The following is a 26,017-nucleotide window of genomic DNA, read 5'->3' as shown; positions in this document are numbered from 1 at the left end:
GCTAATCAACACTGAGCCATTGCCCGTACTACTTTTTACCTTAATCTATAGACGATTGCGGGCAGTTACTTGAGCGTTTTATGGAAGCCAGCGCTATTCAGCTAACAGATAAGGGTAACCGTTTATGTTCGCTACGTTTATGATTGACCAGCTCGATGCGCTGATGCTCGCGCGTATCCAATTCGCTTTTGTTATCTCGTTTCATATTGTTTTTCCCGCCTTTTCTATTGGACTTGCCAGCTGGTTAACGGTACTTGAATTCCGTTGGCTCAAAACAGGTGAGCCAATTTATGCCGAAGTCTATAAACATTGGGTCAAGATATTCGCTGTTGTTTTCGGCTTGGGCGTGGTTTCTGGTGTAGTAATGTCCTACCAGTTCGGTACTAACTGGGCAGTCTTTTCTGACAAAGCAGGTAATGTCTTAGGCCCACTACTCGCCTACGAAGTATTGACCGCATTTTTCTTAGAAGCGTCCTTTTTAGGTATCATGTTATTTGGTTGGGGACGTGTCAGCAAACGTATGCACTTTGCCTCAACCGCTATTGTCGCCATCGGTACGCTGATTTCAGGCTTTTGGATTTTGGCAGCCAATAGCTTTATGCAAACGCCGCAAGGCTTTATGATGGGTGCCGACGGTCTACTCTATCCAACCAATTGGCTGGAGATTATCTTCAACCCGTCATTCCCTTACCGTTATGCTCATATGATGACAGCGGCATTCTTGACGACTGCCTTTGTCATTGGCGGGGTTGGTGCTTATTATATTCAATCTAAAAAGCATACTGAACATCGCCAGCACGGTCGCGTTATGCTAGGTATGGCCATGATTATGGCGATATTTGTCGCACCCGCTCAAGTATTGATTGGCGATGAGCATGGTCTGAATACTTTAGAGCATCAGCCAGCTAAAGTCGCAGCGATGGAAGGTATTTGGGAGGATGAGCGCGGCGCAGCGTTACGCTTATTCGCTATTCCTGACCAAGAAAACCAAACCAATAAATATGAAATAAGCATTCCCTATGTTTCAGGCTTGATTCTTACCCATTCGTTAGATGGGGAAGTAAAAGGTCTAAAAAACTGGGCACCTGAAGACCAACCACCGGTCATGATTGTATTCTGGGCATTTCGCATCATGGTTGGTATTGGCATGTTAATGGTGCTGGTCGGCTTATTTAGTCTCTATAAATACTTTAAAAAACAGCAATATAATCCCGAAAGTGTCTGGTTCCACCGTGCTTGGATGATGATGACGCCACTTGGCTTTATCGCATTATTGGCGGGCTGGTTTGTGACCGAGACAGGACGTCAACCATGGACTGTATATGGTGTGATACGAACCGCAGAAAGCATGTCACCGCTCGCAGCACAGCAAGTGGCAACCACGTTGATTGGTTTTATTGTTCTCTATATATTTGTCTTCGGTGCAGGCAGTTTTTATATTTTACGCTTGATCGCTCAAGGGCCAAAACCGTACGAAGATCCTGCCGATGATAATTTCTATGAGCACTCAGTGACCGAAAGCCAAGGTCGTGCGCTCAGTGGCGATAGCAATCCTGCTAAGAGTACTGAAGAAGATATAGATACTCCTGCAAACGACGTCGATGATGGAGGGTTACGCTAATGTTTAACTACGGTGATGTATTAGACTTACCTTTAATTTGGGGCGGACTGATCGCTCTATCCGTCTTTATCTATGTATTGCTTGATGGCTTTGATTTGGGCTGCGGCATTTTGTTTCCCTTTGCTGGCTCAGATAAAAACCGTAGCCGCATTATGAACTCTATTGCCCCGTTTTGGGATGGTAACGAGACTTGGCTAGTATTGGGCGGTGGCGGCTTGTTCGCTGCTTTCCCAGTGGCTTATGGCATCATTATGACGGGGCTTTATCTGCCTGTTACTTTTATGCTATTCGGTCTAATAATGCGCGGTGTGGCATTTGAATTTCGCTTCAAAGCATCGTCACGTCGTCACGTATGGGATACTTTCTTTTTTGTTGGTTCAGTCGTTGCTACATTCTCTCAAGGTATTATGCTTGGAGCGCTTGTACAAGGTCTTGAGGCAAGCAACCGCCTATATACTGGTGGGCCGTTTGACTGGCTCACACCTTTCTCGATTGTCTGCGGCTTTGCCATGATTATTGGTTACGCCTTGCTTGGCTCTACATGGCTCATTATCAAAACTGAGCATACCTTACAAGTCTGGGCACGCAAAGTGTCTGGTTGGATGCTGTCTGCCTTGGTAGTGGCAATGATCGTCGTCACAGCGTTTATGTATTTTTCAGACATTAATGCCCTCGAAGGCTGGTTTGGTTTCCCAGGTCTATTATATCTAGCGCCTATGCCAATTATAGTTTTACTATTATTTTTCTTGATGCGTAAAGACTTAAGTGGCGAGCGCGAATATCGTCCTTTCTTGTTGACTGTGGCACTGTTTTTGATGGGCTATATCGGGGTTTGTTTCGCCATGTTCCCATACATCGTACCGTATCAGATGACGATTTATGAGGCAGCCGCAGCTGACACCTCACTATCCTTTATGTTAGTTGGTGCCGTCATAATGCTACCGATTATCCTGAGTTATACCGCTTTTGCCTATTACACCTTTAAGGGTAAAACTGGACATGAGCATATGTACTAAGGGTAAATAGAGGATATAAAAATGTGGCTACTGCAAATATTAGCAGTGGCTACACTTTTTAAAGCGCATTAACACGTAGTAGGAGGCGAGCATGAAGAAGCTCAGTAAGAAACAGTCACAATGGGCATGGTTCATTGGGCTATATATAGCAGGGTTTGCAGTTATTTTTACGATTGCTCAATTGATCAAGTTGGCTATGGGCATCTAGCAATCATTTACAGCCCACTTAGCCATGGCTATATCACATAAAAAAGCAGCGCCGATGAATCGGCGCTGCTTTTTTATGTGATTACTTATATAAGATTAATAAGAATTACCCCACTCTCAACTTGAAATAAGCAAATCAAACTGAAGAGGCGGATTACCAAGTTTTTTGTTGAGTACAAAGCACAGATTGTGTGAAAGAATCTTACGAATCAATCGATGAGACAAATGCCATAAATCTCTTGCTCGTACCCTTTGTATATTAAATCGTTCTGATAGCTGACCAATGACTGTTTCAACGATACGGCGGGCTTTCATCAGCCGTCTTACCACAGGTTTGGGCCTATCCTCTTTCATGTTAGCTCTGAGTGGCGTTTGTAAATCCACGCCTTGAGCGTCGTAGTACGATGTCAGACTAGGGCTGATATACCCTTTATCAGCGCCAAGTAGCCCATGAATATGAGTGGTGATTTCTGGGGCAACGGCTCTTTCATCAACATTGGCAGGAGCAAAGGTAAAGCCTTTAATCATGCCCGATAAGTTAACAAGCAAATGTCCTTCAAAGCCATAGTACCTCTCTTGCTTAGCCGCACAGTAGCTAAAAGCCGCTAAGTCTTGATAGTTTTTATGCCGATAAGCGCGTCCATAATGACAGACGGGTATCGGAAAACCATCCATAAAATGGATGTTGTCACGGCCCTCGAGTTCACTGACTTTATCTTGTATCTGCTGTTTGACTTGCCACAGATTGGCGCAGTGCTTTGCGAAGTTAGGGTATGAGCCGATGGCTGGAAACCAGTCTTGCCAATGCTGGGTAAAGTATTGCCAAATTTGTTTGTCTTGATCTAGGTGTAAAAATTCACCGACCATCTCCATGCAAATGATCTCAGGATCACTCAACTTTGGTGCGTAACCTGCACTTCGCAAGGGTTTGGTGACGACTATTTTGTAATATTGCTCTACCATTAAATAGATATTGATGATAAATTCGTCTATGGGCATCTCATGACTCCACTGTATTCTTGGTCGAAAACAATAGATTAGTGAGGTGCTCTTCTTTTTCAATCACTTTCGAAGTTGAGAGTGGGGTTAAGAATTAGGCATCTTAATCCAAGTGCCTTATTATAAACACCATAGTCTAAACGCCTTGATGGTGATCAACCCGTTACTTTTAATAAATTCATTTACCTGCGCTAAGCGTTCAGGCGTGCCCACATCTATCCAATTATCAGAAATGATTTCAGCCGTGATTTGAAACTTTATCATCGCTTGCTTGAGCAATGGTGCCAACGCCGCTGGCTGACCTGACACCAGCCCATCGACCAATCGTGGTGACATCACACTAATGCCAGCAAAAGTGTATTTGTCTGCATCACCAATCGGCTGCTCGCTGGCTAAACCATTATTGATCGCAAAATCACCGCCGTTATTATGCTCTGGATTATCAATCAATAACAGATGTGCGCGCTGATCAGCGCCAAGCTTATAATCTCGCAACTGCGCAAAATCATAGGTCGTCCATACATCTGAGTTCACTAAGATAAATGGCTCATCGCGCAGCTTGCCAGTTTGTAACGCTTGAAAAATACCACCTGCGGTCTCTAGAGGCTCATCATTCTCTACTGACCAATGCAATTTAACACCGTATTGACTGCCATCACCCAGTGTATCCATCAGCTTATCAGCCAGCCATGACGCATTAATGGTGATATCAGTGATACCAGCCGCTTGTAGCGCTTTAATGTGCCAGACTATAAGCGGTTGCCCACTCACCTCGACCAGAGGTTTGGGTGTATCCAGTGTTAACGGGCGCAGACGCGTGCCCTTACCAGCAGCCAAAATCATTGCTTGGGTAATCATTGCTCGGTCAATCTCAGACATGTGCGCTCCTTTTTTTTATTTTATGGGATTATACATTCAGATTAAAATTTGCTAATTTTTTAACGTCACTTATCAAATGAGCATTACTTATCAGATGAGCATTCGCATCAGATAAAGCTCGCAAGTGGTTCGTTCTAAATATATTGCTGTACAAACTTACTTTGATAAGCTGGCAGTATATTATCCCTGAGACTCTCATTAAACGGCGCTACTGCTTGTTGCATATGCAGTCTACCGTGCGCCTCTAACCATTCTAACTCGAACATTAAATCACGCATCACCTTAGGAATATCTGCCAAATAGCGGTCTTTGCCATCTCGCTCAGACAAGCGAATAAAAATTCCCAACACTTTTAAATGTCGCTGTACACCCATGACATTCATATCGTTTTCGAGCTGCTCTATGCTATCTGCCGTAGTCAAGCCTGCCTGCTTTTGCAACTGCCAAAAATCATTAATCCATGCAGAGACTTGGCTCTCTGGCCATTCTACATAAGCATCTCGCAGCAATGACACCAAATCATAAGTATAAGAGCCGATGACGGCGTCTTGAAAGTCAATCACGCCTAAGCGCGAACGATCCGCTTGGTCTTGCATCAAATTGCGACTGTGATAATCACGATGGACGATGACTTGTGGTTGCTGCAAAATCTCTTTTATTAAGGCTTCTTTTAAAGTATTCCATAATGCTTTATCAAACTCGACACCGATATAAGGTATAAACCAATCGCTAAATAAATCCATCTCACGATCTAATAACTCGGTATCATAATCTGGCAATTGATGTTGCGACTTTGCTGTTTCAACTGGCACGGTCTGTAGCGCGACCAACGTCTGCATTGCCAACTGATAATGCTCATCTATCTGCGCAGGCGTCGCATCAACGAGCAGATGGGCGAACTCTATCGCACCAAAATCCTGTAACACCAAAAATCCTTTCGTCACGTCTTGCGCAATGAGCGTCGGCACATTGATCGCCGGTGCCATCAGCTTAGTCACATTGATAAACTGGCGCATGGCGTCTTGTTCGTCCGCTGAATCCATAACAATATAATGTGCGACTGTCGTGTCATTACTGTCTGACAGCTGGATTCTATGGTATTGGCGAGCACTTGCGTCACCGGGTAGACTATCGAGTTGGAACGCTTGACCAGCAAATACTTGCTGCAACCAGCTCTCTAATTGTTGTAGACGGCTATTGAGTTTGGTATCGATCATATTAGGCTCTAAGAGTGTTTTATCAGTCATAATGGGCATCGCAGGTTAAATATAAGTCATAAACAATTAAAGTAGTGATAAGTCAGGCAAAACCTTGTTAAAATAGCAACGTCTTGAGCCAAAAAAACTGCGATAGCAGGCGTATTGGGATATCATTCGACATCTAGCGCTGAGCATAACCTCAGCAACCATTCAAAAAACAGCTCGGCTATATTATAAATTTTGGTAAATAGTGTAGCTGATTTGGTTTTTTTTGACTATGATTAGTCGTCATTATATGTAAAACAGCCAAATTCTTAAGATAGCATTATCAATCAGTGATTTTTTAGTCGTTTATTAACCGCCATACATGATTAATAATATGGTTACTAAATTCAGTATCGCAATCCAATAGGCTCTGCAATCATAGGTGTGCCCTTGTTATATTCTCCGCTTTACCAAAGCATCCGTTTGATCTTATTTGGTGCCTTAGGCTTGTCCAGCCTAACCGTTAGTGCTGCGCCCAGCAATGCTGACACACAGCAAACTGAGTCGCTAATCACTGACAGTAGCACCCGTTATGTCTCTGATGTTACACCTGATGCCAATCGCAGTAGTGTCCAAAAAGACAGCGACTATAACGATATCCGCTATCAAAATAGCAATAATCAAAAAACTGACTTTCAGCGTAATACGTCTCAAAAGGCTGCTACTGATAACAATGCGTCAGATAGTAGTTTTGACAATACTTTTAATGAAAGCACCTTTAGTGAAAGCACCTTTAACGACAGGATCTCTAATGAGAATACTATTAATGAAAGCGCCTTAAACAACCGCCCTCTAGAAATTACCGCCATCAACGAGAGTGATGATCAAGGTTTTTTACCAGCAGCAGATACGATTGCGACCACTCAAAACAATAGCACTGCTCAGCTTACTGAAACCACTGCACCTAAAGCCGCACAGAAGACTGGTAAAGTTGATGTGAGTGATGAAAGTATTCAAGATAGTCTGCTGCGTTTAGCAGAATTTTATGAGCTGACACCTGATACAGATGCCTCAACGTTAAACAATAGAGATAATGCTAACCAAGATGTCATTCAAAACGAGCTAACACCTACCCCGCAAATCATTCCAAAAGTGGGTAAAAACTTACAGTTATTACCGAATGCCGTAGATAGCGCCCAACGCTGCGAAGGTCAATGGGTTTATCCAAAGAGCAACCCCAACTATCAACGCGCGGTCAATGAGGCGGGAGCAACCAATGGACAGCCTGCGCCAAACTTAAATGGTCTCCCGAATAATCAAGCGCCGCTGTTTTCAGAATCAGATTATGGTTATTATGACAATGTCGACTATGCAGAGCTGTCGGGCAATGTCATCATCAATCAAGGTACCCAGCAGATAGAAGCAGAAAAAGTCTTGTTAGATTTGAGCAATGGCATTGCCGCAGCTCAAGGTAAAGTCATGTTTACTGACCAAGCGACAGGTCAGCAAGTATCACCTAGCAACGCACTAGATAGCAATGCGCCAAACCGCTCATCGAATAACCCCCAAGCCAATTTCACTGAAAAAGCATCAAAAGGCGGGCTTATTGGGGTTGCCGATAGTTTAAATTATAATACTGAAACTGGGCAGTCGACAGCCAATGATGTGGCTTTTGCTAGTGTAGAACTGCAAGCTCATGGTTATGCCAAGCGCTTGAACAGACCAAATGACAGTCAGTATGAGCTAGATGATGTCATGTTTAGTACCTGTCCACCAACTAATCGTAAATGGCAGTTTGATGCCAAAAGCATTGATTTGGATACCGATACAGGTCGCGGCGAAGCCTATAACACTACTTTCCGTATCGCTGACGTGCCTGTGTTCTATTTGCCTTATTTCAACTTCCCGATTGATAATCGTCGCACCAGTGGTTTTTTATTGCCGAATGCCAGTATCAGTAGTGAAAGCGGTCTTGAGGTTGATATACCCTACTATTTCAATTTGGCACCCAATTATGATGCCACGCTCAATACCCATATTTATACCGATCGTAATCCTATGGTGTCAGGCGAGTTTCGCTATCTGACCGAAAGTTATGGCGAAGGTATTTTTAATGGTTCATATTTACCTAATGACAAAGAGTACAATGACGAAGACCGCTCTAGCTTCTTTTATGATCATTATTGGTCATCTAAGAGCATTCCACGCTTAAGCGGTGATGCAAAATACAGCTATGTGTCAGATTCAGACTACCTCAATGATTTTGACACGCTGGGTCTATCAGACAGCACCATAAACTTACCACGCCGTGCGCGTGTCAATTATTACAATGACTATGTTGATGGTGAATTGAAGGTAGAAACCTTTCAAACTCTAGACGCTTTTACCAGTAATGGCAAACCCTTAGAAGACAAAGATAAGCCTTATTCAAGATTGCCGCAGCTCAAACTCGATTATCGACTGCCTTGGGCGAAGAGCTTCGATATCACTGGTGTACACGATTCCGCTTATTTCAAAAAATCCATCGACGATGGCTCTGAGAATGAAAAAAGTGGCGGGCGAATTTATAATAAACTCAGCGCCGTTTATCCAATGGAAAAATCTTGGGGTTATATCAAGCCCAAACTGAGCTTGCAACATCTCTATACCTCTTATGATGAGGATAGCTTAGCCGACAACCAGTTGAGTGATAAAGACGGTAGCCAGTCGGTATTTGTACCGCAAGCCAGTATCGATGCAGGTCTGAATTTCTATCAAGCAGGCTCGCCTTTTGGCGCATTCGACGATACCATGGGTGGCTATCGCTTGCTTAGTCCGCGATTGAAATACACCTACTCGCCATATGAAGACCAAAACGATATTCCGAACTTTAATACGCGTATTGCCTCTATTAACTATGAACAGCTGTTCTCTGACAGTTGGTTTTTAGGACATGATCGCTTGCAAGATTTGCATTCGCTTACTCCTGGTATCAATTATCGTTACATCGATGCAACGGGTGTGACACGTTTTGATGGTAGCATTGCAGAGCAGTTTTATATCGATAATGGACGTGTTACGCTTGATGATCAGCAACCTGTCTTCACATCTTCATCTTCAGGGATGGTTTGGGATACCAGCACACAGCCTTACAACAATTTTTGGGTTGATGTTAGTGGCGCACTGACCAATGATTATGATTTAAATTATATTACGACTGAGCTGCGTTATCAGCCGTCTGACAACAGCTTGTTTAATGTTGGATTTGTCAAACGTCAACGTGATGAAAACACCGATCAGCTGCCACTCTCTGCTTTTACCGCGTCGGCTGTCTTTCCAATCAATAACAGCTGGCGAATCTTGGCTCAAGGTCAATACGATTACAATCGTGATAAAGTTCTTGATTCATTGGTCGGCGTTGATTACGAAGATTGCTGTTTTGGTTTTGCAGTTTATGGTCGTCGTTACTATAATGACTTAAATGTCAAAGACAAACCAACGCAAGCCATTATGGCAGAGATTAGATTGAATGGTTTGGGTAGTGGTAGCAGCCGCCTGACTCGCTTACTCTCTGATAAAATCTTGGGCTTTGAACCTGTCCAGACTGCTTGGAAAGATTAAGACCGTGCTTGTATAAATATTTTTACTATATATTTCATAACCCAGTTTGTAACCCTATTATGGTCAACCCTGTCTAATATTTGACTGTTAAAAGTATTAAACAGCGTTGACCAACTACCATCCGATGCGATGACATTGATGAGGAGCATCATGAGATTTTTTTCTTTACGTCAAACCAGCCATGCTGTATTGCTATCTATGAGTGCCAGCCTTGCGCTTACATTGAGCGCCCAAGCTGCCACCGTTAAACCTGCAAAAGCACAAGCGCCTCAAGCAAATGCCATGACCGCGCAGAATAACGTCAATCGTTTGACGCCAGCCAATAGCACCGACGGCATTATTGCTTTAGTCAATGAAAATGCTATCTTAAAGAGCGATTTGATCGATGCTATCACCCAAGCACAAGCACGTGCACAAGCAGCAGGTGAACCAATAGCAAACTCAGCACAGCTACAGTCTGAGGTGTTAAATGCGCTCATATTGCGTGAGTTACAACTATCAATGGTCAAGCGCGTCGGTTTAAACCCTGATGAAGCGGCTATCAATCAACGCCTTGGTCAAATCGCTCAAGCAGAAGGGCTGACGAGCATCTCAGCTTTGCAACAGCGTTTGGACGCAGCAAAACCTGGTAGCTATGCGGCGCTACGTGCGCAATTAATCGAAGACGCAGCCATTCAAGCCTTGCAACAGCGCCAAATCGGTAACCGCGTGCGCATTAGCGAACAGGATATTGATGCATTTTTGGCCTCGCCTGAAGCCAAGCGCTTAAACCAGAGTGAGTATCAAACGATTCATGTACGAGTGCCTTACATGGATGACTACAGCCGACTATCAGAAGCCCAACGCAATGAGGCGTTAAAGGTAGCAGAAGCTCTGCGTACTCGCCTGCTTGCACCAAACGTTGATGTCGCTGAAGCGGTCGCTGCTAGCCAAGGCAACTATCCTATTCCGCTACAAGGTGGCGATATGGGCTTTCATAAAGCCGCGTCTCTACCTACAGAGCTATCAAGTGAGATTACCAAACTTGAGGTTGGCGCGGTCAGCGCACCATTAATAACGCCTGAAGGTATCGATATCATCAAACTTGCTGACAAAAAAGCCAGCGACACTATGCTGATACCGCAGTGGCGTACTCGTCACATATTGGTGAAAGTTGATGAGCTACAGACAGATGCGCTTGCTGAGCAAAAGATTAATGATTTGTATGAACAGTTACGCAGCGGCGCTGATTTTGCTGGTTTAGCATCGACCTATTCAGATGATCCCGGTTCCGCTGGCCGCGGTGGCGATCTTGATTGGGTGAGCGAAGAAGACATGATTGGTCCATTCGAAGCCATGATGAAAAACACAGCAGTTGGTGACTACTCTGCTCCTTTCAAAACCCAGTTTGGCTGGCATATATTGAAAATAGAAGGCAAACGCCAACAAGATGTTAGCGATCAATATCGTCGCAACATGGCACGTCAAGCGCTTTATCAGCGCTTAGCACCGCAAGCCAAAGAAGACTGGCTACAAGAGCTACGCGCAGGTGCTTACATCCAAGTACTTGGCTAACTGATATAGGCATCGATAAGTCAAATCTAATAATGCTTTGTCAAAAAGGGTATATGCTAATGCATGTACCCTTTTTTTATTAACGTTTATTTATGCGCTAAAAATAATCAGAAGGTAATCTCAAATATATTGCAGCATGTCCAAACACCAGAATATCGAATAAAATAAATGTAAGCATTACACACACAAAGAAAAGCCCCGAACCTAGGGCGATTGGTTCGGGGCCATGGCGCTTCATATTGTTGTTATTATTTCTTCCATGCTGACTCATCCTAAGTCATAAACAGTATCCTATAAGACAGCGGGCTGACCTGTGCTTTTATTGATACTGTCTCAACACTGCATCCATGCGTATCCTTGTGTTGATGCAGGTATTGTAGGGTAATCAGTTTAATGCGACTAGAGGCTAAAGACCTTATTTAACGTAAGCATATGCTTACAGCCTTTTTTAACATTGCATCATACGATGGCTATAGTGTTGGCAGGCTATCAACCCTAACTTCTCTGCTCTTCTGCATGTTCATTTGAGACTTTTTCACCTTCTTTTTTACCTTCTACTATTTTATTATCAGTCTCTTTGATATCTTCCGCTTCTGCAGTAGGGGCATTTTGCGCTTGATTGCTCTCCTCTTCTGGTTCGTATTGTAAAGTCGTCATAACAGGAAAGTGATCCGAGCCTATCGACGGCATACGCCGAATATCCACTACCGTAAAGCAAGCACTATGGAAAATATGATCCAGCGCCCAACGTAAAAATGGATAGCTGACATGAAACGTATTGATAAAATGTCGACCAATACGCGGATCCAACAATCCTGAGATACGTTGAAAGCGTCGCGTGGTCTTTGACCATGCTACATCATTGAGGTCGCCTGCCAATATCGCCGTTTGCTCATTTTCTTTGATGTGCTTGCCAACCATCAATAGCTCAGCATCGCGGGTGGTAGATTTATCTGCTTCCGTCGGGCTTGGCGGCATGGGATGCAAGCAATACAACCAAATCACGCGACCACTTTGCAGGCGCAGTTGTGCATGAATAGAAGGTATGTCATCAATCATCAAGTACTTAACTTCAGGATCAATCAACTCAAGCTTAGAATAAAGATGCATCCCATATAGATTGTCTAATGGCACTTTCACGGTGTAAGGATAATCAGCTTCGATTTGATGCAGCGCTTTTTCCCATTTTTCATCACTCTCTAGCGTAATTAAAATATCAGGCTGTCTTTGCTTCACCAAATCCACCAATTTTTGGGTGTCATCATTGGGCGTTAGTACGTTTGATACCATTATTTTTAGTTGATGCGCCTGCCCTTCTGGCTTGTCTTTTGCCTTTTGAACTTCTTTTTTCCATAGCTTGGTATAAGGCAATACCATCCTGAGCTGAAAGGCTAATGTAATGCTTAAGACGGTAAATAACAGCCACTGTCCCAGCTGCCACTCTGACCAAAAAATCAGCATACCAATCCAAGCGATGACACCCAACACCATGATCTGAATACGCGGAAATTCAACACCGCGCACCCACCAATTATCCAGTGGTATCCAGCCCCAAATCGTCACAAATGCGATGAACCCTGCTAGCCACTGTATGCTGTAATATAATAGTGAGAGATCCATAGTATGTATTAGCCGTCTATTAAATGATGAATATCGCCATGGTTTTAACTGAACTGACGTTAGCTGTTTACTTTAGCATTTCAGGAGGTTATCGCCTACTAATGAGCATGGATTATTCGTTAACCGCTATAAAACATACCCCACTCTCAACTTCGAAAGTGATTGAAAAAAGAAGAGCACCTCACTAATCTATTGTTTTCGACCAAGAATACAATGGAGTCATGAGATGCCCATAGACGAATTTATCATCAATATCTATTTAATGGTAGAGCAATATTACAAAATAGTCGTCACCAAACCCTTGCGAAGTGCAGGTTACGCACCAAAGTTGAGTGATCCTGAGATCATTTGCATGGAGATGGTCGGTGAATTTTTACACCTAGATCAAGACAAACAAATTTGGCAATACTTTACCCAGCATTGGCAAGACTGGTTTCCAGCCATCGGCTCATACCCTAACTTCGCAAAGCACTGCGCCAATCTGTGGCAAGTCAAACAGCAGATACAAGATAAAGTCAGTGAACTCGAGGGCCGTGACAACATCCATTTTATGGATGGTTTTCCGATACCCGTCTGTCATTATGGACGCGCTTATCGGCATAAAAACTATCAAGACTTAGCGGCTTTTAGCTACTGTGCGGCTAAGCAAGAGAGGTACTATGGCTTTGAAGGACATTTGCTTGTTAACTTATCGGGCATGATTAAAGGCTTTACCTTTGCTCCTGCCAATGTTGATGAAAGAGCCGTTGCCCCAGAAATCACCACTCATATTCATGGGCTACTTGGCGCTGATAAAGGGTATATCAGCCCTAGTCTGACATCGTACTACGACGCTCAAGGCGTGGATTTACAAACGCCACTCAGAGCTAACATGAAAGAGGATAGGCCCAAACCTGTGGTAAGACGGCTGATGAAAGCCCGCCGTATCGTTGAAACAGTCATTGGTCAGCTATCAGAACGATTTAATATACAAAGGGTACGAGCAAGAGATTTATGGCATTTGTCTCATCGATTGATTCGTAAGATTCTTTCACACAATCTGTGCTTTGTACTCAACAAAAAACTTGGTAATCCGCCTCTTCAGTTTGATTTGCTTATTTCAAGTTGAGAGTGGGGTAAAACATTACACTTTTAATTCGCCCACCATAACGAGTACTACGGACGAACTTATTTTTAGGGCTATCTACTTGTGGCGAGTGAGGTATCGCCGCTATCGCCATTAGGTTAATAACTTAAAGTTATACTGAACATCATTAATAGTGTATGAAAAACCCCTAAAAACGGCCAAAACGCCTTGCTTTTTATGGCTATTCACGGCATTGTTATCGGCTGGCAATGCAACAATTTATGGTAAAAAGGATTGAGTTTCATGAGTAATTTAACAGTAGGCTTGGTAGGCTGGCGCGGCATGGTCGGTTCAGTATTAATACAACGTATGACTGAGGAAAAAGATTTTGACGGTATTACACCCGTGTTTTTCTCAACCAGCAACGCAGGTGGTGATGCCCCAAGCCTTGATGGTATTCATACCGGCCAATTAAAAGATGCTCATGATATTGACGCGCTAGCAGCTTGTGATGTCATCATTACCTGCCAAGGCGGCGACTATACTTCGCAAGTCCATCAACCGCTACGTGATAGTGGCTGGAATGGCTACTGGATTGATGCGGCAAGCACCTTGCGAATGGAAGATGACAGCATCATCATTCTCGATCCAGTCAATCGCGCCGTTATTGACAGCGCCCTAGCCAATGGCAAAAAAGACTTTATCGGTGGTAACTGTACCGTGTCATTGATGCTCATGGCGATTGGCGAGCTGTTTAATAAAGGCTGGGTAGAATGGGTCAGCGCCATGACTTATCAGGCTGCTAGTGGTTCTGGTGCTAACAACATGCGCGAATTAATCACTGGCATGGGCGTGCTACACGATGCAGTCAAAGACGAGTTGGCTGATCCTGCCAGCGCCATCCTTGAGATTGATAAAAAAATCGCTCAGACTCAGCGCTCAGATGATTTTCCTAAACAGTACTTTGGTGTGCCATTAGCAGGTAGCTTGATCCCCTATATCGATGTTCAGTTAGAAAACAAGCAATCCAAGGAAGAATGGAAAGGCGGCGTCGAGACCAATAAAATCCTTGGTAACGCAGAAGCTGATAAGATTGCTATCGATGGCATGTGTGTCCGCGTTGGCGCGATGCGCTGTCATGCGCAAGGCCTTACCATCAAGCTCAAAAAAGACATTCCGCTAGAAGAAATCGAAGCAGCACTTAAAAACAGCGGCAATGAATGGTTGGACTTGGTCGAAGACGACAAAGAAGCGACCATGAATCGTTTAACGCCAGTGGCAGTGACTGGTACATTGACAGTTGCACTAGGTCGCTTGCGTAAGCTCAATATGGGCCCTGAGTATCTAGGCGCATTTACCGTTGGTGATCAACTATTATGGGGCGCAGCCGAGCCGCTACGTCGTATGCTGAATATCATCCGTGAGCAAAAAGACTAAGTTTATTTTCTTAAAAAGTCAGTACAAAAAAGACAGCAAATGCTGTCTTTTTTTATGAGCATATCATTTCCAAAAATTTGAATAGCACTGCAAACAGATGCAAACACTACTTATAATAAGCTCAGCAAATGTGACAACGCTCATCTTATGCTTTGAGGCTAGTATTACTTTGGCTTGTAAGCAATCATCACTTCATTACGGCGCAAAAAAGGCAGCGTCCAAGGCGGATTATAACGTGCCAGTTCAGGCTCGCCCGTTATAGTCAAATTTTGGGTTTGCATCCAAGATTGTAGCTCTTCCGTTTTAGTCGCTACTTTTTTACTGCCTGCCAACCCTGAAAACTTAATCACACCGTACGTCTGTGCTGGCACCTCGGTAATCGTGATGTTTGGATTATTGGGCTTTGGCAGTGTTTGCATCGTGTATTGACTGGGCATAGTAAATTGTACACGCCACTTACCATCGTCTTGCTGCATGCTTACTGGTGCTGTCATCGCAATTTTCTGTGATTCGCTATCACTCTTTTTGTTATTGGGCTGCATCGTAACGGGCGCAGTCATGCTAATTTTACTACTACCGCCAGTTGGCGCTGTATTATTGCCAAATATATAGTCAGCTAACACCTTAAACCCTTCGCGACTGGCGGAGCCTTGGTCACCACTTACCAACGTTTGCGCCACTAGCTGCTTATCGTAACGACGCAGCTCAAAGTCATCCATTTGCGACAACACTGCATAATTCGGCTCTTCGGTCGCCATAGCTGCTCCTGAGGTTAATAATGAACCACTTAATAATAAGTAGATTGCCTTTTTCATAGTATGTCTCCAGTAGTTGAAACATCGCTTAGCAATGGTTACTGTCTCGCCATTATGATTTCTACTTTACCAACTACTCATAAGTACTGTCTGTGTCTTTTGGTTATGACAAAATACTATTAACCGAAAGACCCATTTGTCAGATATATCAATACCTCATAAACATCCATGTCCAAAAAAACTGCTAACAATGCTATAATTAGCACCATTTTCATAGCTTACATAGCGGTTATCATATGCAATTTGTCTTACATAAAACGGCCAGCGGTGATACGCGTGCGCGCCGTGGTACGGTTCATCTCAATCATGGCGACGTACAAACGCCAGCGTTTATGCCTGTTGGCACTTATGGTACAGTCAAGGGCATGCTGCCACGTGATATTGAAGCCATTGGTGCGGATATTATTTTGGGCAATACCTTTCATTTATGGTTACGTCCAGGCACCGAGGTGATTGATAAGTTTGGTGGCTTGCATAAGTTCATGCATTGGGACAAGCCTATCTTGACTGATTCAGGTGGCTTTCAGGTATTCAGTCTGGGTGCCATGCGTAAAATCACTGAAGAAGGGGTCGACTTTAAATCTCCTATCGATGGTGCGAAAGTTTTTCTGTCGCCAGAAAAATCGATGCAGATTCAGTACAGCTTGAACTCAGACATCGTCATGCAATTTGATGAGTGTACGCCTTATCCAGCCACTCATGACGAAGCAAAAAAATCGTTAGAGCTGTCATTACGTTGGGGACAGCGCTGTGTTGATGAGCACAAAAGACTGGGCAGCACCAACGCATTATTTGGCATTATTCAAGGCAGTATGTATCCTGATTTGCGTCAGCAATCACTTGAAGGCCTGCTCGATATCGGCTTTGATGGTTATGCCATCGGTGGTCTGTCGGTTGGTGAACCAAAAGATGAAATGATAGATGTCCTAGACTACCTCCCTGATGATATGCCAGCAGATAAGCCACGCTATCTGATGGGCGTTGGTAAGCCTGAGGATTTAGTTGAAGGTGTACGTCGCGGTGTCGATATGTTCGACTGTGTGATGCCGACGCGTAACGCGCGTAATGGTCACTACTTCGTCACAGGCGATGCAGACAATGCTGGTGTGGTACGTATCCGTAACAGCCAGTATCGCAATGACGAAGGTCCACTAGATCCTGAATGCGACTGCTATACTTGCCAAAATTTTAGCCGTGCTTATCTCTACCATCTTAATAAGTGTAAAGAGATGCTGGGTGCTCAATTAGCGACTATCCATAACTTGCGCTATTATCAGCGTTTGATGCAAGGTATTCGTGATGCCATTGAACAAGACAAATTTGATGAGTTTGTCAGCGAATTTTATAACAAACGTGGACAAACAGTACCTGAGTTAAATCTACGCTAATCATATTTTTGCCATTGTCATAGCTATAAAAAGGGCTTAAGAATTAATTATCTTAAGCCCTTTTTGGTGTGTTGCTTTTATTATTTCTAGTTAATCAGTACTAGCCCATTAACGAGGTTATAAATACCACGAGCACGGCAATTGGTGCTACAAACTTAGCAACGATTTGCCATAATTGCCATGCACCATTAGACAGACCAAGCTCTTGCTGAATACTGCGTTGATCCATTTGCCAACCAACGAAAATAATTGCAGCAAGACCAGTTAGCGGGAGAAGGAATTTACTGGTAATTTTATCCAATGCATCAAAGATACCGTTACCCATGATAGTAAAGTCAGACCATAGGTTAAATGATAGTAGTGCCGCAACGCCTAATAGCCAAATCACTGTACTGGCAACGATGGTTGATACCGTACGACTCATCGGTGTACGTTCTTCTAAAAACTCAACGGTTGGCTCAAGCAATGAGATTGATGAGGTAATAGCAGCAAAAGTAATAAGTAAGAAGAACAATGTACCAATGATCGTCCCTGCGCCCATGCTACCAAAAGCGATCGGTAAGCTGACAAAGATAAGACCAGGACCTGAAGCAGGGTCTAAACCATTGCTAAAGATGATTGGGAAGATTGCTAGACCAGCAGCCAAAGCAATAACCGTATCTAAAATCACAACGGTACGGGCGGTTTTTAGTAAGTTCACTTCACGACCCAAATATGAGCCATAAGCAATCATAATACCCATACCAATAGATAGAGTAAAGAAGGCATGACCCAATGCTGCAAGCATCACATCGCCAGTCAACTTGCTAAGATCTGGTGTGAATAGATAAGCCACTGCTTCACCAAAACCACCGTTAATAACGTTATAACCAACGATAACGAACAAAATCACGCCGAGTAGTGGCATTAAGACTTTAGCCGTAGTTTCGATACCTTTGGTCACACCAATACCGACAATCAAAGCAGTAATAGCCATAAACACGGTATGCCAAATCGTCAACGTCCCTGCTGAAGCCAACATAGCATCAAAGGTCGCAGCAATAGAATCACTGTCTTGACCAATAAAACTGCCTGTACCTGCTTTAGTAATATAGTTGAGTGCCCAACCGCCAATCACACTATAAAACGATAGAATTAAGAAACCACCTAAAATACCTGACGCGCCAATGATGCCCCAACTGCGCGACTTACCTTCACTTGCTGCAACATCCGCAAAAGTGTTGACTGGGTTCTTTTGCCCACGGCGACCAATTAGCCATTCAGCGACTAGAATTGGAAAACCTACCAGCGCGATACAGAATAAATAAGCGATAACGAAAGCTGAACCACCGCTTTCACCGACCATATAAGGAAACTTCCATATGTTTCCCAAACCAACTGCTGAACCAACCGCTGCCAATACGAAGCCAAAACTTGAGCTCCACTGTGCATGTTCTTGTTTATTAATAGCCATTTTTTCCGTCCTCGTGCTTCAATTAATATCACTGATAATCTTCCTTGATTATCATAAATAGCCATGAAAAATATCAAGCTATTCAATAAACACCTCAATGTGAGGCGTCCAGCAACATTAAGAAAGAATTGTTTACAATATCGTAAAGGCTCAGTTTCTGCTAAGCCACCAAAAAAGTCAAGCGCTCATAAACATAAAAAGCCATAACAATTGGTTATGGCTTCTGGTAATTTTATCTATAACTGACAAGAGTTTGGCTAATTAAAAAAGGCATACTATATATGATTTTCAGCAAAAGCCAGTCGCCGTTCTAACGCACCACACCACGACGGCTTTTTTGTAGTGAATCAATGAGCAACTGGATTTTCGGCTCTTTTGGTAGCAGCTCATTATTCAAAACCTCAAGCGCTTGCACGGTCGTCAGACCAGATCTAAAAATCATACGATAAGCTTGACGCAATACCTCAATTGTCTCTTTTGACCATCCTTTACGACGCATGCCTTCCACATTGAGACCATGAGTCGTTGCTGGATTACCAGATACCATGGTAAAGGCGGCTACATCTTTTAGAATCAGACTTGCGCCCCCAATCAAGCTATAGTCATCAACCGTACAAAACTGATGAATACCTGAATTACCGCCAATGATCGTGTGATTACCAATAGTCACATGCCCTGCAACGCCAACATTGTTAGCCAATACATTATGATCGCCAATCACACAATCATGAGCCACATGAGTGTTCACCATCAGTAGATTATGGCTGCCTATCTTAGTTAGCTCACTATCTTGTGCGGTACCGCGGTGTAAACTACAGGCTTCTCGAATGGTATTATGATCGCCAATCTCAAGCCAAGTACGCTCACCAGCATACTTCAAATCCTGAGGATCTTCGCCAATGCTCGCAAATTGATAAAACTCATTGTGTTGACCAATACGAGTCAATTTGGTAACAACTACATGGCGATGCAGAACCGTGTGAGCGCCAATAGTGACCTCATCACCGACGATACAATACGGACCAATGATAGCAGTCTCATCAATTTGGGCGGACGGTGAGATGAGTGCTGTTGGATGGATCTGACTCATAATGTGGGCCTTTGTATGATCTGATGCGAGTAAATAGTAAAACAAATACAGCCAATTTAGTTTTATGAAAAAACCTAAGCATGGCTCTGCTGTTAAATGCGAGTGTCAATTATAATGCTTATGACCCGCTTTGACCTAATTCTTTAGACGCTTTGTTTAAAGAATTAGGTCGGCTACGAGGCACAATGACTATTGGTAAACGTTATTGTTCTTGGCGAGCAATCATTATTTGCGCACTGGCAGCTAACTCATCGTCAACATGTACAGTACAGTCAAATTTATAAATACCGCGCTTCTGCATCACTGTTTTAGCACGAATAGTCAGCTGATCACCAGGAATCACTCGACGCTTAAAACGGACTTTATCAACACCTGCAAACAGATATAAATAACCATCTTCTGCGGTTAGACCAGCACTGATAAATCCGAGCACGCCTGAGACCTGAGCCATGCACTCAACCATGAGTACCCCTGGCATAATCGGCTCATCAGGAAAATGACCATTGAAAAACTCTTCATTGATAGTCACATTCTTAATACCCGTAATGCACTCACCAGGTGTGCAATCAATAATCTTATCTACTAAAAGAAAAGGATAACGGTGTGGCAAATAATGCTTTAACGTATGATAAGTTAATGGCAGCGTAAGACCTTGCTCAGCTAAGCTTTTCATTTCTTTATCATTCAAAATATCGATATCGGTGCTGCTCATAATGGTGCTTCCTTGCTATGTTTCAAATCGCTATGATTTTACTGTGTTTGTATATATGCATTGATATTTTCGCTAATCACGCCCAAGCTGACGGAAGCGTACAGCTGCCCGTCGCCAGTTAGCTGTCGGCATAGCAGCCGTTCCAGAGGAGTATGAACCAGCGGTTTTGATAGATTTGGTTACCATGGTCATCCCAGATAAAGTGACATCATCTGTAATCTCGATATGACCTGTGATACCGACCGCACCGCCAATAATACAGCGCTTGCCGATACTAGTACTGCCCGCGATACCCGTTTGAGCCGCGATGGCTGTGCCATCACCGATACGCACGTTATGAGCAACTTGTACCAAATTATCAATAATAACGTGATTGCCAATGACCGTATCATCAATGGCACCTCGGTCAATGCAAGTTTGACTACCAATTCGTACATGGTTGCCAATTACGACCCGTCCTAACTGAGCGATACGCTCCCAGCCACTGGTACTAGGATCTTTGGTTGGTGCAAAACCAAAACCTTCTGCACCCACACTGACACCCGCGTGTAACCTCACATGATCACCAATGACACAATCATGCCCGATCACCACTTGTGATTTAATAACGCCATCAGTACCAATAGTCGTATTTTCTTCGATCACCACATGCGCCGCAAGTGAGGTACGCGCACCAATTTGCACATAATCGGCTATCACACAAAAAGGTCCGATATTCACCTGCTCACCAATGACCGCACTATCAGCAATCACAGCGCTAGGATGAATACCACCAGACAGTGACTCACGAGCAAACAACTGGCTAGCACCAGCATAAGCTAAGTATGGGCTTGCAACGACTAACGCTATCGCTGTGGCGGGCACTTGGTCGCGATATTCTGCAGTAACCAATACAGCTCCTGCCTCGCTAATAGCCAGACTAGAAATATAATGAGGATCGGCCAAAAAGCTTAACTGATTATGACCAGCCGTGGTCAAACTACCAATACTGCTGAATTTTTGACGTAACTGTTCAGCGCTGATTTCAGCCTTATTAGTGATGGGCTGACGCTGCTCAATCCGAGTGATAAGTTGCTCAATCGTTATCATAGTGACTATTAATATAAATATTATTATGAATAAGACAATCGCCAAGCTGAACAATCACCTTGGCGATCTACTAATATCTAACAGATGCTGCGTTCATTCAAGTAACTGCTATGGTTAAAGACATGAACGCAAACAATCATGCTACGTTAGAACGTATTACCAATCTGGAACTGAACTTTTTCAGTTTCATCGCCTTCTTTATCACCAATAGGTACAGCATAACTTAATGAAATTGGACCAATTGGCGTATACCAGGTTATACCTGCACCCGCACTAAAACGCATACTATTGTCTTGCGTCAACAGTGGTACGCCCGTATCAGTACCGTCATTAGGATTGATAAAAGTGCGATCTTCCTTATCAGTCGTATCAAATACTTGACCACCTTCAGCAAACAATACGGGACGCACCTGATCTGCCCAATCACCCTTAAACGGCATTGGCAAAATTAGCTCACTACCGAAGCTGACTAGCGCATTACCACCGATGTCTTCGTCTTTGTAACGCACATCATCATTTATGGCATCATAATACGTTTGTGATTTTGGCCCAAGGGTTGAGGCCTCATAACCACGTACAGAGCCATAGCCACCAGCATAAAAGTTTTCATAAAATGGCAAATCATTACCATAGCCAAGCTTAGTATAACCGCGTGCTACCCAGTCTTTGTAGAAGGGATAATAGATGTTGCCGCTATAAACAAGTTTTTGATAGTTGGTATCACCCAAGCCAATGGTGGCATCGACCGTATGGCTCATACCTTTGGTCGGGAATACTGGACGATCTAAGGTGCTATAGTCCCAGCCGAATAGTAGATTATAAGTATTGTAATCATTTTTGAAGCCTGTGCGTCCAGAAGCCTCATTTTCATCATTGACAAAGTTCTCAAACGTACCGCCATCATCAATAATTTGCTGAACGTTTGATACACCTAAGAAGCGACCACCACGTACTGAAGTGTTATCAACGTTCAAACCGGCACTAACGCGTTTGGTTTCATCAACAGGATAACTGTAGTTCAACGTAGCACCATAAGAATCGGTGACATAGTTACTGACGTTTCTATCATCGTATTTTGTTTCACGATAATAGGCACTAAGACCTTGTGAGACGCCGTTTTCGGTAAAGTACGGATCGGTATAACCCAAGCTATAAGAATCACGGGTTTCTGAGCGTGATAGTGCCGCTTTCACACGGTTACCTGTACCCATAAAGTTGTTTTGTGTTAGATCTAACTGGAAAGTCACACCGCCGCTTTGTGAGTAACCCGCGGCAATCGTTGAGCTACCAGAAGGCTGCTCTTCAACCGTATAATTGATATCTACTTGGTCTGGTTGATTCGGTACGGGCTTGACATCAACGTTGACAGCTTTAAAGAAGCCTGTACGCATCAGGCGTGTCCGTGACAACTGGATTTTGTCACTAGTCGCCAATGCGCCTTCTAATTGACGCATTTCACGGCGCAGTACTTCGTCTTGAGTTTTGATGTTACCAGTAAAATTAATACGACGAACGTAAATAGGACGTGCAGGGTCGATGAAATAATCGATATCTACTACTTTGGTCTCGTCATTGATACGTGGTACTGGTCTCACCTGCGCCAAATAATAGCCTTCATTACCGTAACGACTCTTAAGTGCTGCGGTGGTTTCATCGAGCTTGGCTTGCGAGTATTTTTCATTGGGTGCAAAAGTCACCAACTCTGTTAGTTCATTGTTCTCAAAAGTCGGCTTACCTAAGAAATTCACTTCACCAAACTGATATTGTTCGCCTTCGCTTAGACTCACTTCGATAAACACACTGCTCTTATCTTCACTGATGTTAAGCACCGCATTATCTACTGCAAAACGCACATAACCATCGTTTTGGTAAAGCGCTTTTAGATTCTCTAAACTGGCAGCCAGCTTTTCTTTGGCATAACGATCAGATTTAGATAACAGGCGCGTCCACGATGACTCTTTTACCGCAAAAACGTCTTTGATTTCTTCATCACTAAAGTGTTTATTGCCAATGATATTGATATCGACCACTTTGGCAGGTTTGCCTTCGACAAAACGCACATCGAGCTTGACGCGATTGCCATCAAGTAACGTTTGATCAACCTCGATATTGCTGTTGTAATAGCCTTGGCTGATATATTGCTGCTGTAGCTCATTGGCGACGCCTTGTAGCGTGGCTTGTTTCAGCACATTACCGGCAGACAGACCAGCATTGTCCAACCCTTGCTCTAGCCCTTCTTTTGGAATGAGCTTATTGCCCTCAAAATTGACTTCAGCAATCGTTGGGCGCTCAACGACATCAAACCGTAGCTGCCCACCTTCGATACGGCTTTGAATATCAGCAAAATTTTCGGTCGCATAAAGCGCCTTAATACTGGCCGCTAAACTACTGTCATTTACCGTATCCCCTACCGAAATAGGTAGAACCGGATAGAGGCTATCGGGGGTTAAACGTTGCAAACCATTGAAACCGATGTCAGTGACTACAAATTCTGCAGCCTGTACTGGCATACTCATCATCGCTACAACTAACGGCAACCCTGCCGCGCTCATAAATAAAGGCGTACGCATAAACACTATCCGTCAATAAAAAACTTGCTTAAGTTAAGTTAAAAAGCCCATATTGTCTAGCGCATTTCGCATGAAATTTAAGCGCATACGCAGCAGACTCAGAACACTTTATATAAAATGCATCACAAAATAAACTAAAAATTACGATTAGTACAGAGGCCATGATACAAAGCATGCTACCTATCACGGTCATAATCATCCCGTAGTAGGCGTAAAACCATTAGTATCTCGTGCCTTATCGATTATATTAGGGATTCGCTGGTCAAAACAGCCGACTAATATCATTACCAATTGCTAACACCATGAAACCTGCCAGCAAGAGTAAGCCGATATTTAGTCCAATCATTTGCACCCCTTCCGAGAGTGGCTTACCACGAATCAATTCAATAAGATAATACACAATATGACCGCCATCCAACACAGGAATGGGCAAAAGATTGAGTACAGCAAGGCTCAAACTAATCAAAGCCGCCGTCGATAATACCATCTGCCAACTGATATCAAAACTCTGTTTGGCAACTTTGGCGATGGTAATCGGACCTGACAAATTATCCAAACCAATCATGCCTGATAACATCTTACCCATTGAGCTGACGGTCATCACTGCGAGCTGTTCAGTTTTCTCAAATGATTTCACCAATGACTCACCAGGGCCATAGACTACGGTGGTCTTGTAAGCGTCAGGAATAGCAATTTCGGACTGTGCCACCATAGCACCAATTTGCCCATAATCGTTACCCAAATTGTCTTTTTTACCTTGCGGCATAATCTGAAGCTGTACGGTTTTACCATCACGCAATACTGTGAAGTTAAGCAAAGTTTCAGGACTGTCGCGGATGATACGAGTGGCACTGAGCCAATCTTTAATTGGTTGATCATTGATAGCAACAATACGATCGCCTACTTTTAGTCCTTGGCGACTGGCGGCACCATCAGCGGTCAAATCACCTACTATCGGTGCAATATCTGGTTGCCATGGCAGCATGCCAAAGCTGGTCAACGCATCTTTACCTTGCGCGCTGCCTTGCATAAACTGAGTTACGGGCGCTTGATAAGTTTTGATTGCATTATCAGCTTGTGTCTCTGATTGCAGAGTAATACTGACATTATCTGTCTCGCCCATCCGTCCAGCAAGCCGATAGTTGATGCCTTCCCACGTTTGTACCTCATGCCCATCAATCGCAACGATTTTGTCGCCAACTGGCAACTGTGCCATAGCAGCAGGCGTCTCGGGTAATACCTGCCCAATCTTCGTCGCTAACTGCTCTGATGGTGTCATAAACAACACCCAAAACAGCGCAATAGCAATGATAAAGTTCATGATAGGACCGGCTGCAACAATCGCAATCTTTTTTAGTGGATGCTGACGATTAAACGCCAAATGTTGCTCAGCTTTTGCTACCTCGCCTTCGCGCTCATCGAGCATTTTGACATAACCACCAAGTGGCAAAGCAGAAATGCGATAATCAATACCGCTTTTTTTGCTCGTCCAGCCAAAGAGTTTGGGACCAAACCCGATAGAATAGGTCAAGACTTTAACGCCGCAAAGACGAGCGACGATATAGTGTCCCCACTCATGTAAGGCAATAAGCGGACCTAAGACAAATATTGCCGCAAGGAGCGTTAATAAAAACGTCATGATCTTTTCTCAGTATGGTTTCTCAGCATTCTTTCTTTGCATCTTTTATTAACATCATTTTTTAACGACGCAGTTGTT

Annotated in this window: 19 protein-coding genes; 8 read left to right on the top strand and 11 right to left on the bottom strand. The window is 43.6% G+C overall.

Annotation, left to right across the window (positions count from 1 at the left end):
* The first annotated feature begins 124 nt into the window (after positions 1-124).
* The 3 genes from JMW85_RS04750 to JMW85_RS14515 all read left to right on the top strand — a co-directional run bounded on the left by JMW85_RS04750 (position 125) and on the right by JMW85_RS14515 (position 2,845).
* Positions 125-1,621, top strand: coding sequence for a cytochrome ubiquinol oxidase subunit I (locus tag JMW85_RS04750; protein WP_227681668.1), 1,497 nt, complete (start codon positions 125-127; stop codon positions 1,619-1,621).
* Positions 1,621-2,637 (top strand): cytochrome d ubiquinol oxidase subunit II, encoded by a 1,017-nt coding sequence (gene cydB, locus JMW85_RS04745; protein WP_045445007.1) that lies wholly within the window; start codon positions 1,621-1,623, stop codon positions 2,635-2,637. Before JMW85_RS04750 ends, cydB begins: the two co-directional genes overlap by 1 nt.
* Positions 2,638-2,728: 91 nt before the next feature.
* A complete protein-coding gene (locus JMW85_RS14515) occupies positions 2,729-2,845 on the top strand; it encodes a DUF2474 domain-containing protein (protein ID WP_372815413.1) in 117 nt (38 codons plus the stop codon).
* 116 nt (positions 2,846-2,961) lie between these two features.
* On the opposite strand, the gene JMW85_RS04740 is transcribed toward JMW85_RS14515, so the two are convergent.
* The 3 genes from JMW85_RS04740 to JMW85_RS04730 form a co-directional block, all read right to left on the bottom strand.
* Complete coding sequence (locus JMW85_RS04740) at positions 2,962-3,843, bottom strand: IS982 family transposase (RefSeq protein ID WP_201580713.1); 882 nt, start codon at positions 3,841-3,843, stop codon at positions 2,962-2,964.
* A gap of 120 nt (positions 3,844-3,963) precedes the next feature.
* The gene (murU, locus tag JMW85_RS04735; protein WP_227681667.1) at positions 3,964-4,722 is read right to left on the bottom strand and encodes an N-acetylmuramate alpha-1-phosphate uridylyltransferase MurU; all 759 of its coding nucleotides are present in this window, start codon (positions 4,720-4,722) and stop codon (positions 3,964-3,966) included.
* A 134-nt stretch (positions 4,723-4,856) separates the two neighbouring features.
* The gene (locus JMW85_RS04730) at positions 4,857-5,969 is read right to left on the bottom strand and encodes an aminoglycoside phosphotransferase family protein (RefSeq protein ID WP_227681666.1); all 1,113 of its coding nucleotides are present in this window, start codon (positions 5,967-5,969) and stop codon (positions 4,857-4,859) included.
* 387 nt (positions 5,970-6,356) lie between these two features.
* On the opposite strand from JMW85_RS04730, the gene JMW85_RS04725 reads away from it, so the two are divergent.
* Both JMW85_RS04725 and JMW85_RS04720 read left to right on the top strand, forming a co-directional pair.
* Positions 6,357-9,506 (top strand): LPS-assembly protein LptD, encoded by a 3,150-nt coding sequence (locus tag JMW85_RS04725; RefSeq protein WP_087814615.1) that lies wholly within the window; start codon positions 6,357-6,359, stop codon positions 9,504-9,506.
* 150 nt (positions 9,507-9,656) lie between these two features.
* Positions 9,657-11,060: a peptidylprolyl isomerase gene (locus JMW85_RS04720; protein WP_201581096.1), complete on the top strand. Its 1,404-nt coding sequence runs from the start codon at positions 9,657-9,659 to the stop codon at positions 11,058-11,060.
* A 495-nt stretch (positions 11,061-11,555) separates the two neighbouring features.
* On the opposite strand, the gene JMW85_RS04715 is transcribed toward JMW85_RS04720, so the two are convergent.
* Positions 11,556-12,680, bottom strand: coding sequence for an endonuclease/exonuclease/phosphatase family protein (locus tag JMW85_RS04715; protein WP_201581095.1), 1,125 nt, complete (start codon positions 12,678-12,680; stop codon positions 11,556-11,558).
* A 226-nt stretch (positions 12,681-12,906) separates the two neighbouring features.
* Between JMW85_RS04715 and JMW85_RS04710 the strand changes: the two genes are divergently transcribed.
* Both JMW85_RS04710 and asd read left to right on the top strand, forming a co-directional pair.
* A complete protein-coding gene (locus JMW85_RS04710; protein WP_201580713.1) occupies positions 12,907-13,788 on the top strand; it encodes an IS982 family transposase in 882 nt (293 codons plus the stop codon).
* A 261-nt stretch (positions 13,789-14,049) separates the two neighbouring features.
* Positions 14,050-15,183 carry an aspartate-semialdehyde dehydrogenase gene (gene asd / locus JMW85_RS04705; RefSeq protein WP_201581094.1) on the top strand — a complete coding sequence of 378 codons (1,134 nt, stop codon included), beginning with the start codon at positions 14,050-14,052 and terminating at the stop codon, positions 15,181-15,183.
* Between the two features lie 164 nt (positions 15,184-15,347).
* On the opposite strand, the gene JMW85_RS04700 is transcribed toward asd, so the two are convergent.
* Complete coding sequence (locus JMW85_RS04700; RefSeq protein ID WP_201581093.1) at positions 15,348-15,998, bottom strand: SOUL family heme-binding protein; 651 nt, start codon at positions 15,996-15,998, stop codon at positions 15,348-15,350.
* 236 nt (positions 15,999-16,234) lie between these two features.
* On the opposite strand from JMW85_RS04700, the gene tgt reads away from it, so the two are divergent.
* The gene (gene tgt / locus JMW85_RS04695) at positions 16,235-17,386 is read left to right on the top strand and encodes a tRNA guanosine(34) transglycosylase Tgt (RefSeq protein ID WP_198329785.1); all 1,152 of its coding nucleotides are present in this window, start codon (positions 16,235-16,237) and stop codon (positions 17,384-17,386) included.
* 100 nt (positions 17,387-17,486) lie between these two features.
* Here tgt and JMW85_RS04690 read toward each other — a convergent pair whose 3' ends face one another.
* The 6 genes from JMW85_RS04690 to rseP all read right to left on the bottom strand — a co-directional run bounded on the left by JMW85_RS04690 (position 17,487) and on the right by rseP (position 25,939).
* Positions 17,487-18,839, bottom strand: coding sequence for a sodium-dependent transporter (locus JMW85_RS04690; protein WP_201581092.1), 1,353 nt, complete (start codon positions 18,837-18,839; stop codon positions 17,487-17,489).
* A gap of 310 nt (positions 18,840-19,149) precedes the next feature.
* Positions 19,150-19,929, bottom strand: a complete 780-nt coding sequence (gene lpxA / locus JMW85_RS04685; RefSeq protein WP_060490688.1) for an acyl-ACP--UDP-N-acetylglucosamine O-acyltransferase — start codon at positions 19,927-19,929, stop codon at positions 19,150-19,152.
* 202 nt (positions 19,930-20,131) lie between these two features.
* Positions 20,132-20,602: a 3-hydroxyacyl-ACP dehydratase FabZ gene (fabZ, locus tag JMW85_RS04680; protein WP_198329829.1), complete on the bottom strand. Its 471-nt coding sequence runs from the start codon at positions 20,600-20,602 to the stop codon at positions 20,132-20,134.
* 111 nt (positions 20,603-20,713) lie between these two features.
* Positions 20,714-21,730, bottom strand: a complete 1,017-nt coding sequence (lpxD, locus tag JMW85_RS04675; protein ID WP_201553580.1) for a UDP-3-O-(3-hydroxymyristoyl)glucosamine N-acyltransferase — start codon at positions 21,728-21,730, stop codon at positions 20,714-20,716.
* Positions 21,731-21,876: 146 nt separating this feature from the next.
* Positions 21,877-24,300: an outer membrane protein assembly factor BamA gene (gene bamA / locus JMW85_RS04670; protein WP_193216919.1), complete on the bottom strand. Its 2,424-nt coding sequence runs from the start codon at positions 24,298-24,300 to the stop codon at positions 21,877-21,879.
* Positions 24,301-24,562: 262 nt separating this feature from the next.
* The gene (rseP, locus tag JMW85_RS04665) at positions 24,563-25,939 is read right to left on the bottom strand and encodes an RIP metalloprotease RseP (protein WP_087814624.1); all 1,377 of its coding nucleotides are present in this window, start codon (positions 25,937-25,939) and stop codon (positions 24,563-24,565) included.
* Between the last annotated feature and the right edge of the window lie 78 nt (positions 25,940-26,017).

Source organism: Psychrobacter glacincola (genome assembly GCF_904846075.1).
In the GTDB taxonomy this organism is placed as follows: Bacteria; Pseudomonadota; Gammaproteobacteria; order Pseudomonadales; family Moraxellaceae; genus Psychrobacter; species Psychrobacter glacincola_C.
This window is presented reverse-complemented; position numbering and strand designations above follow the sequence as displayed.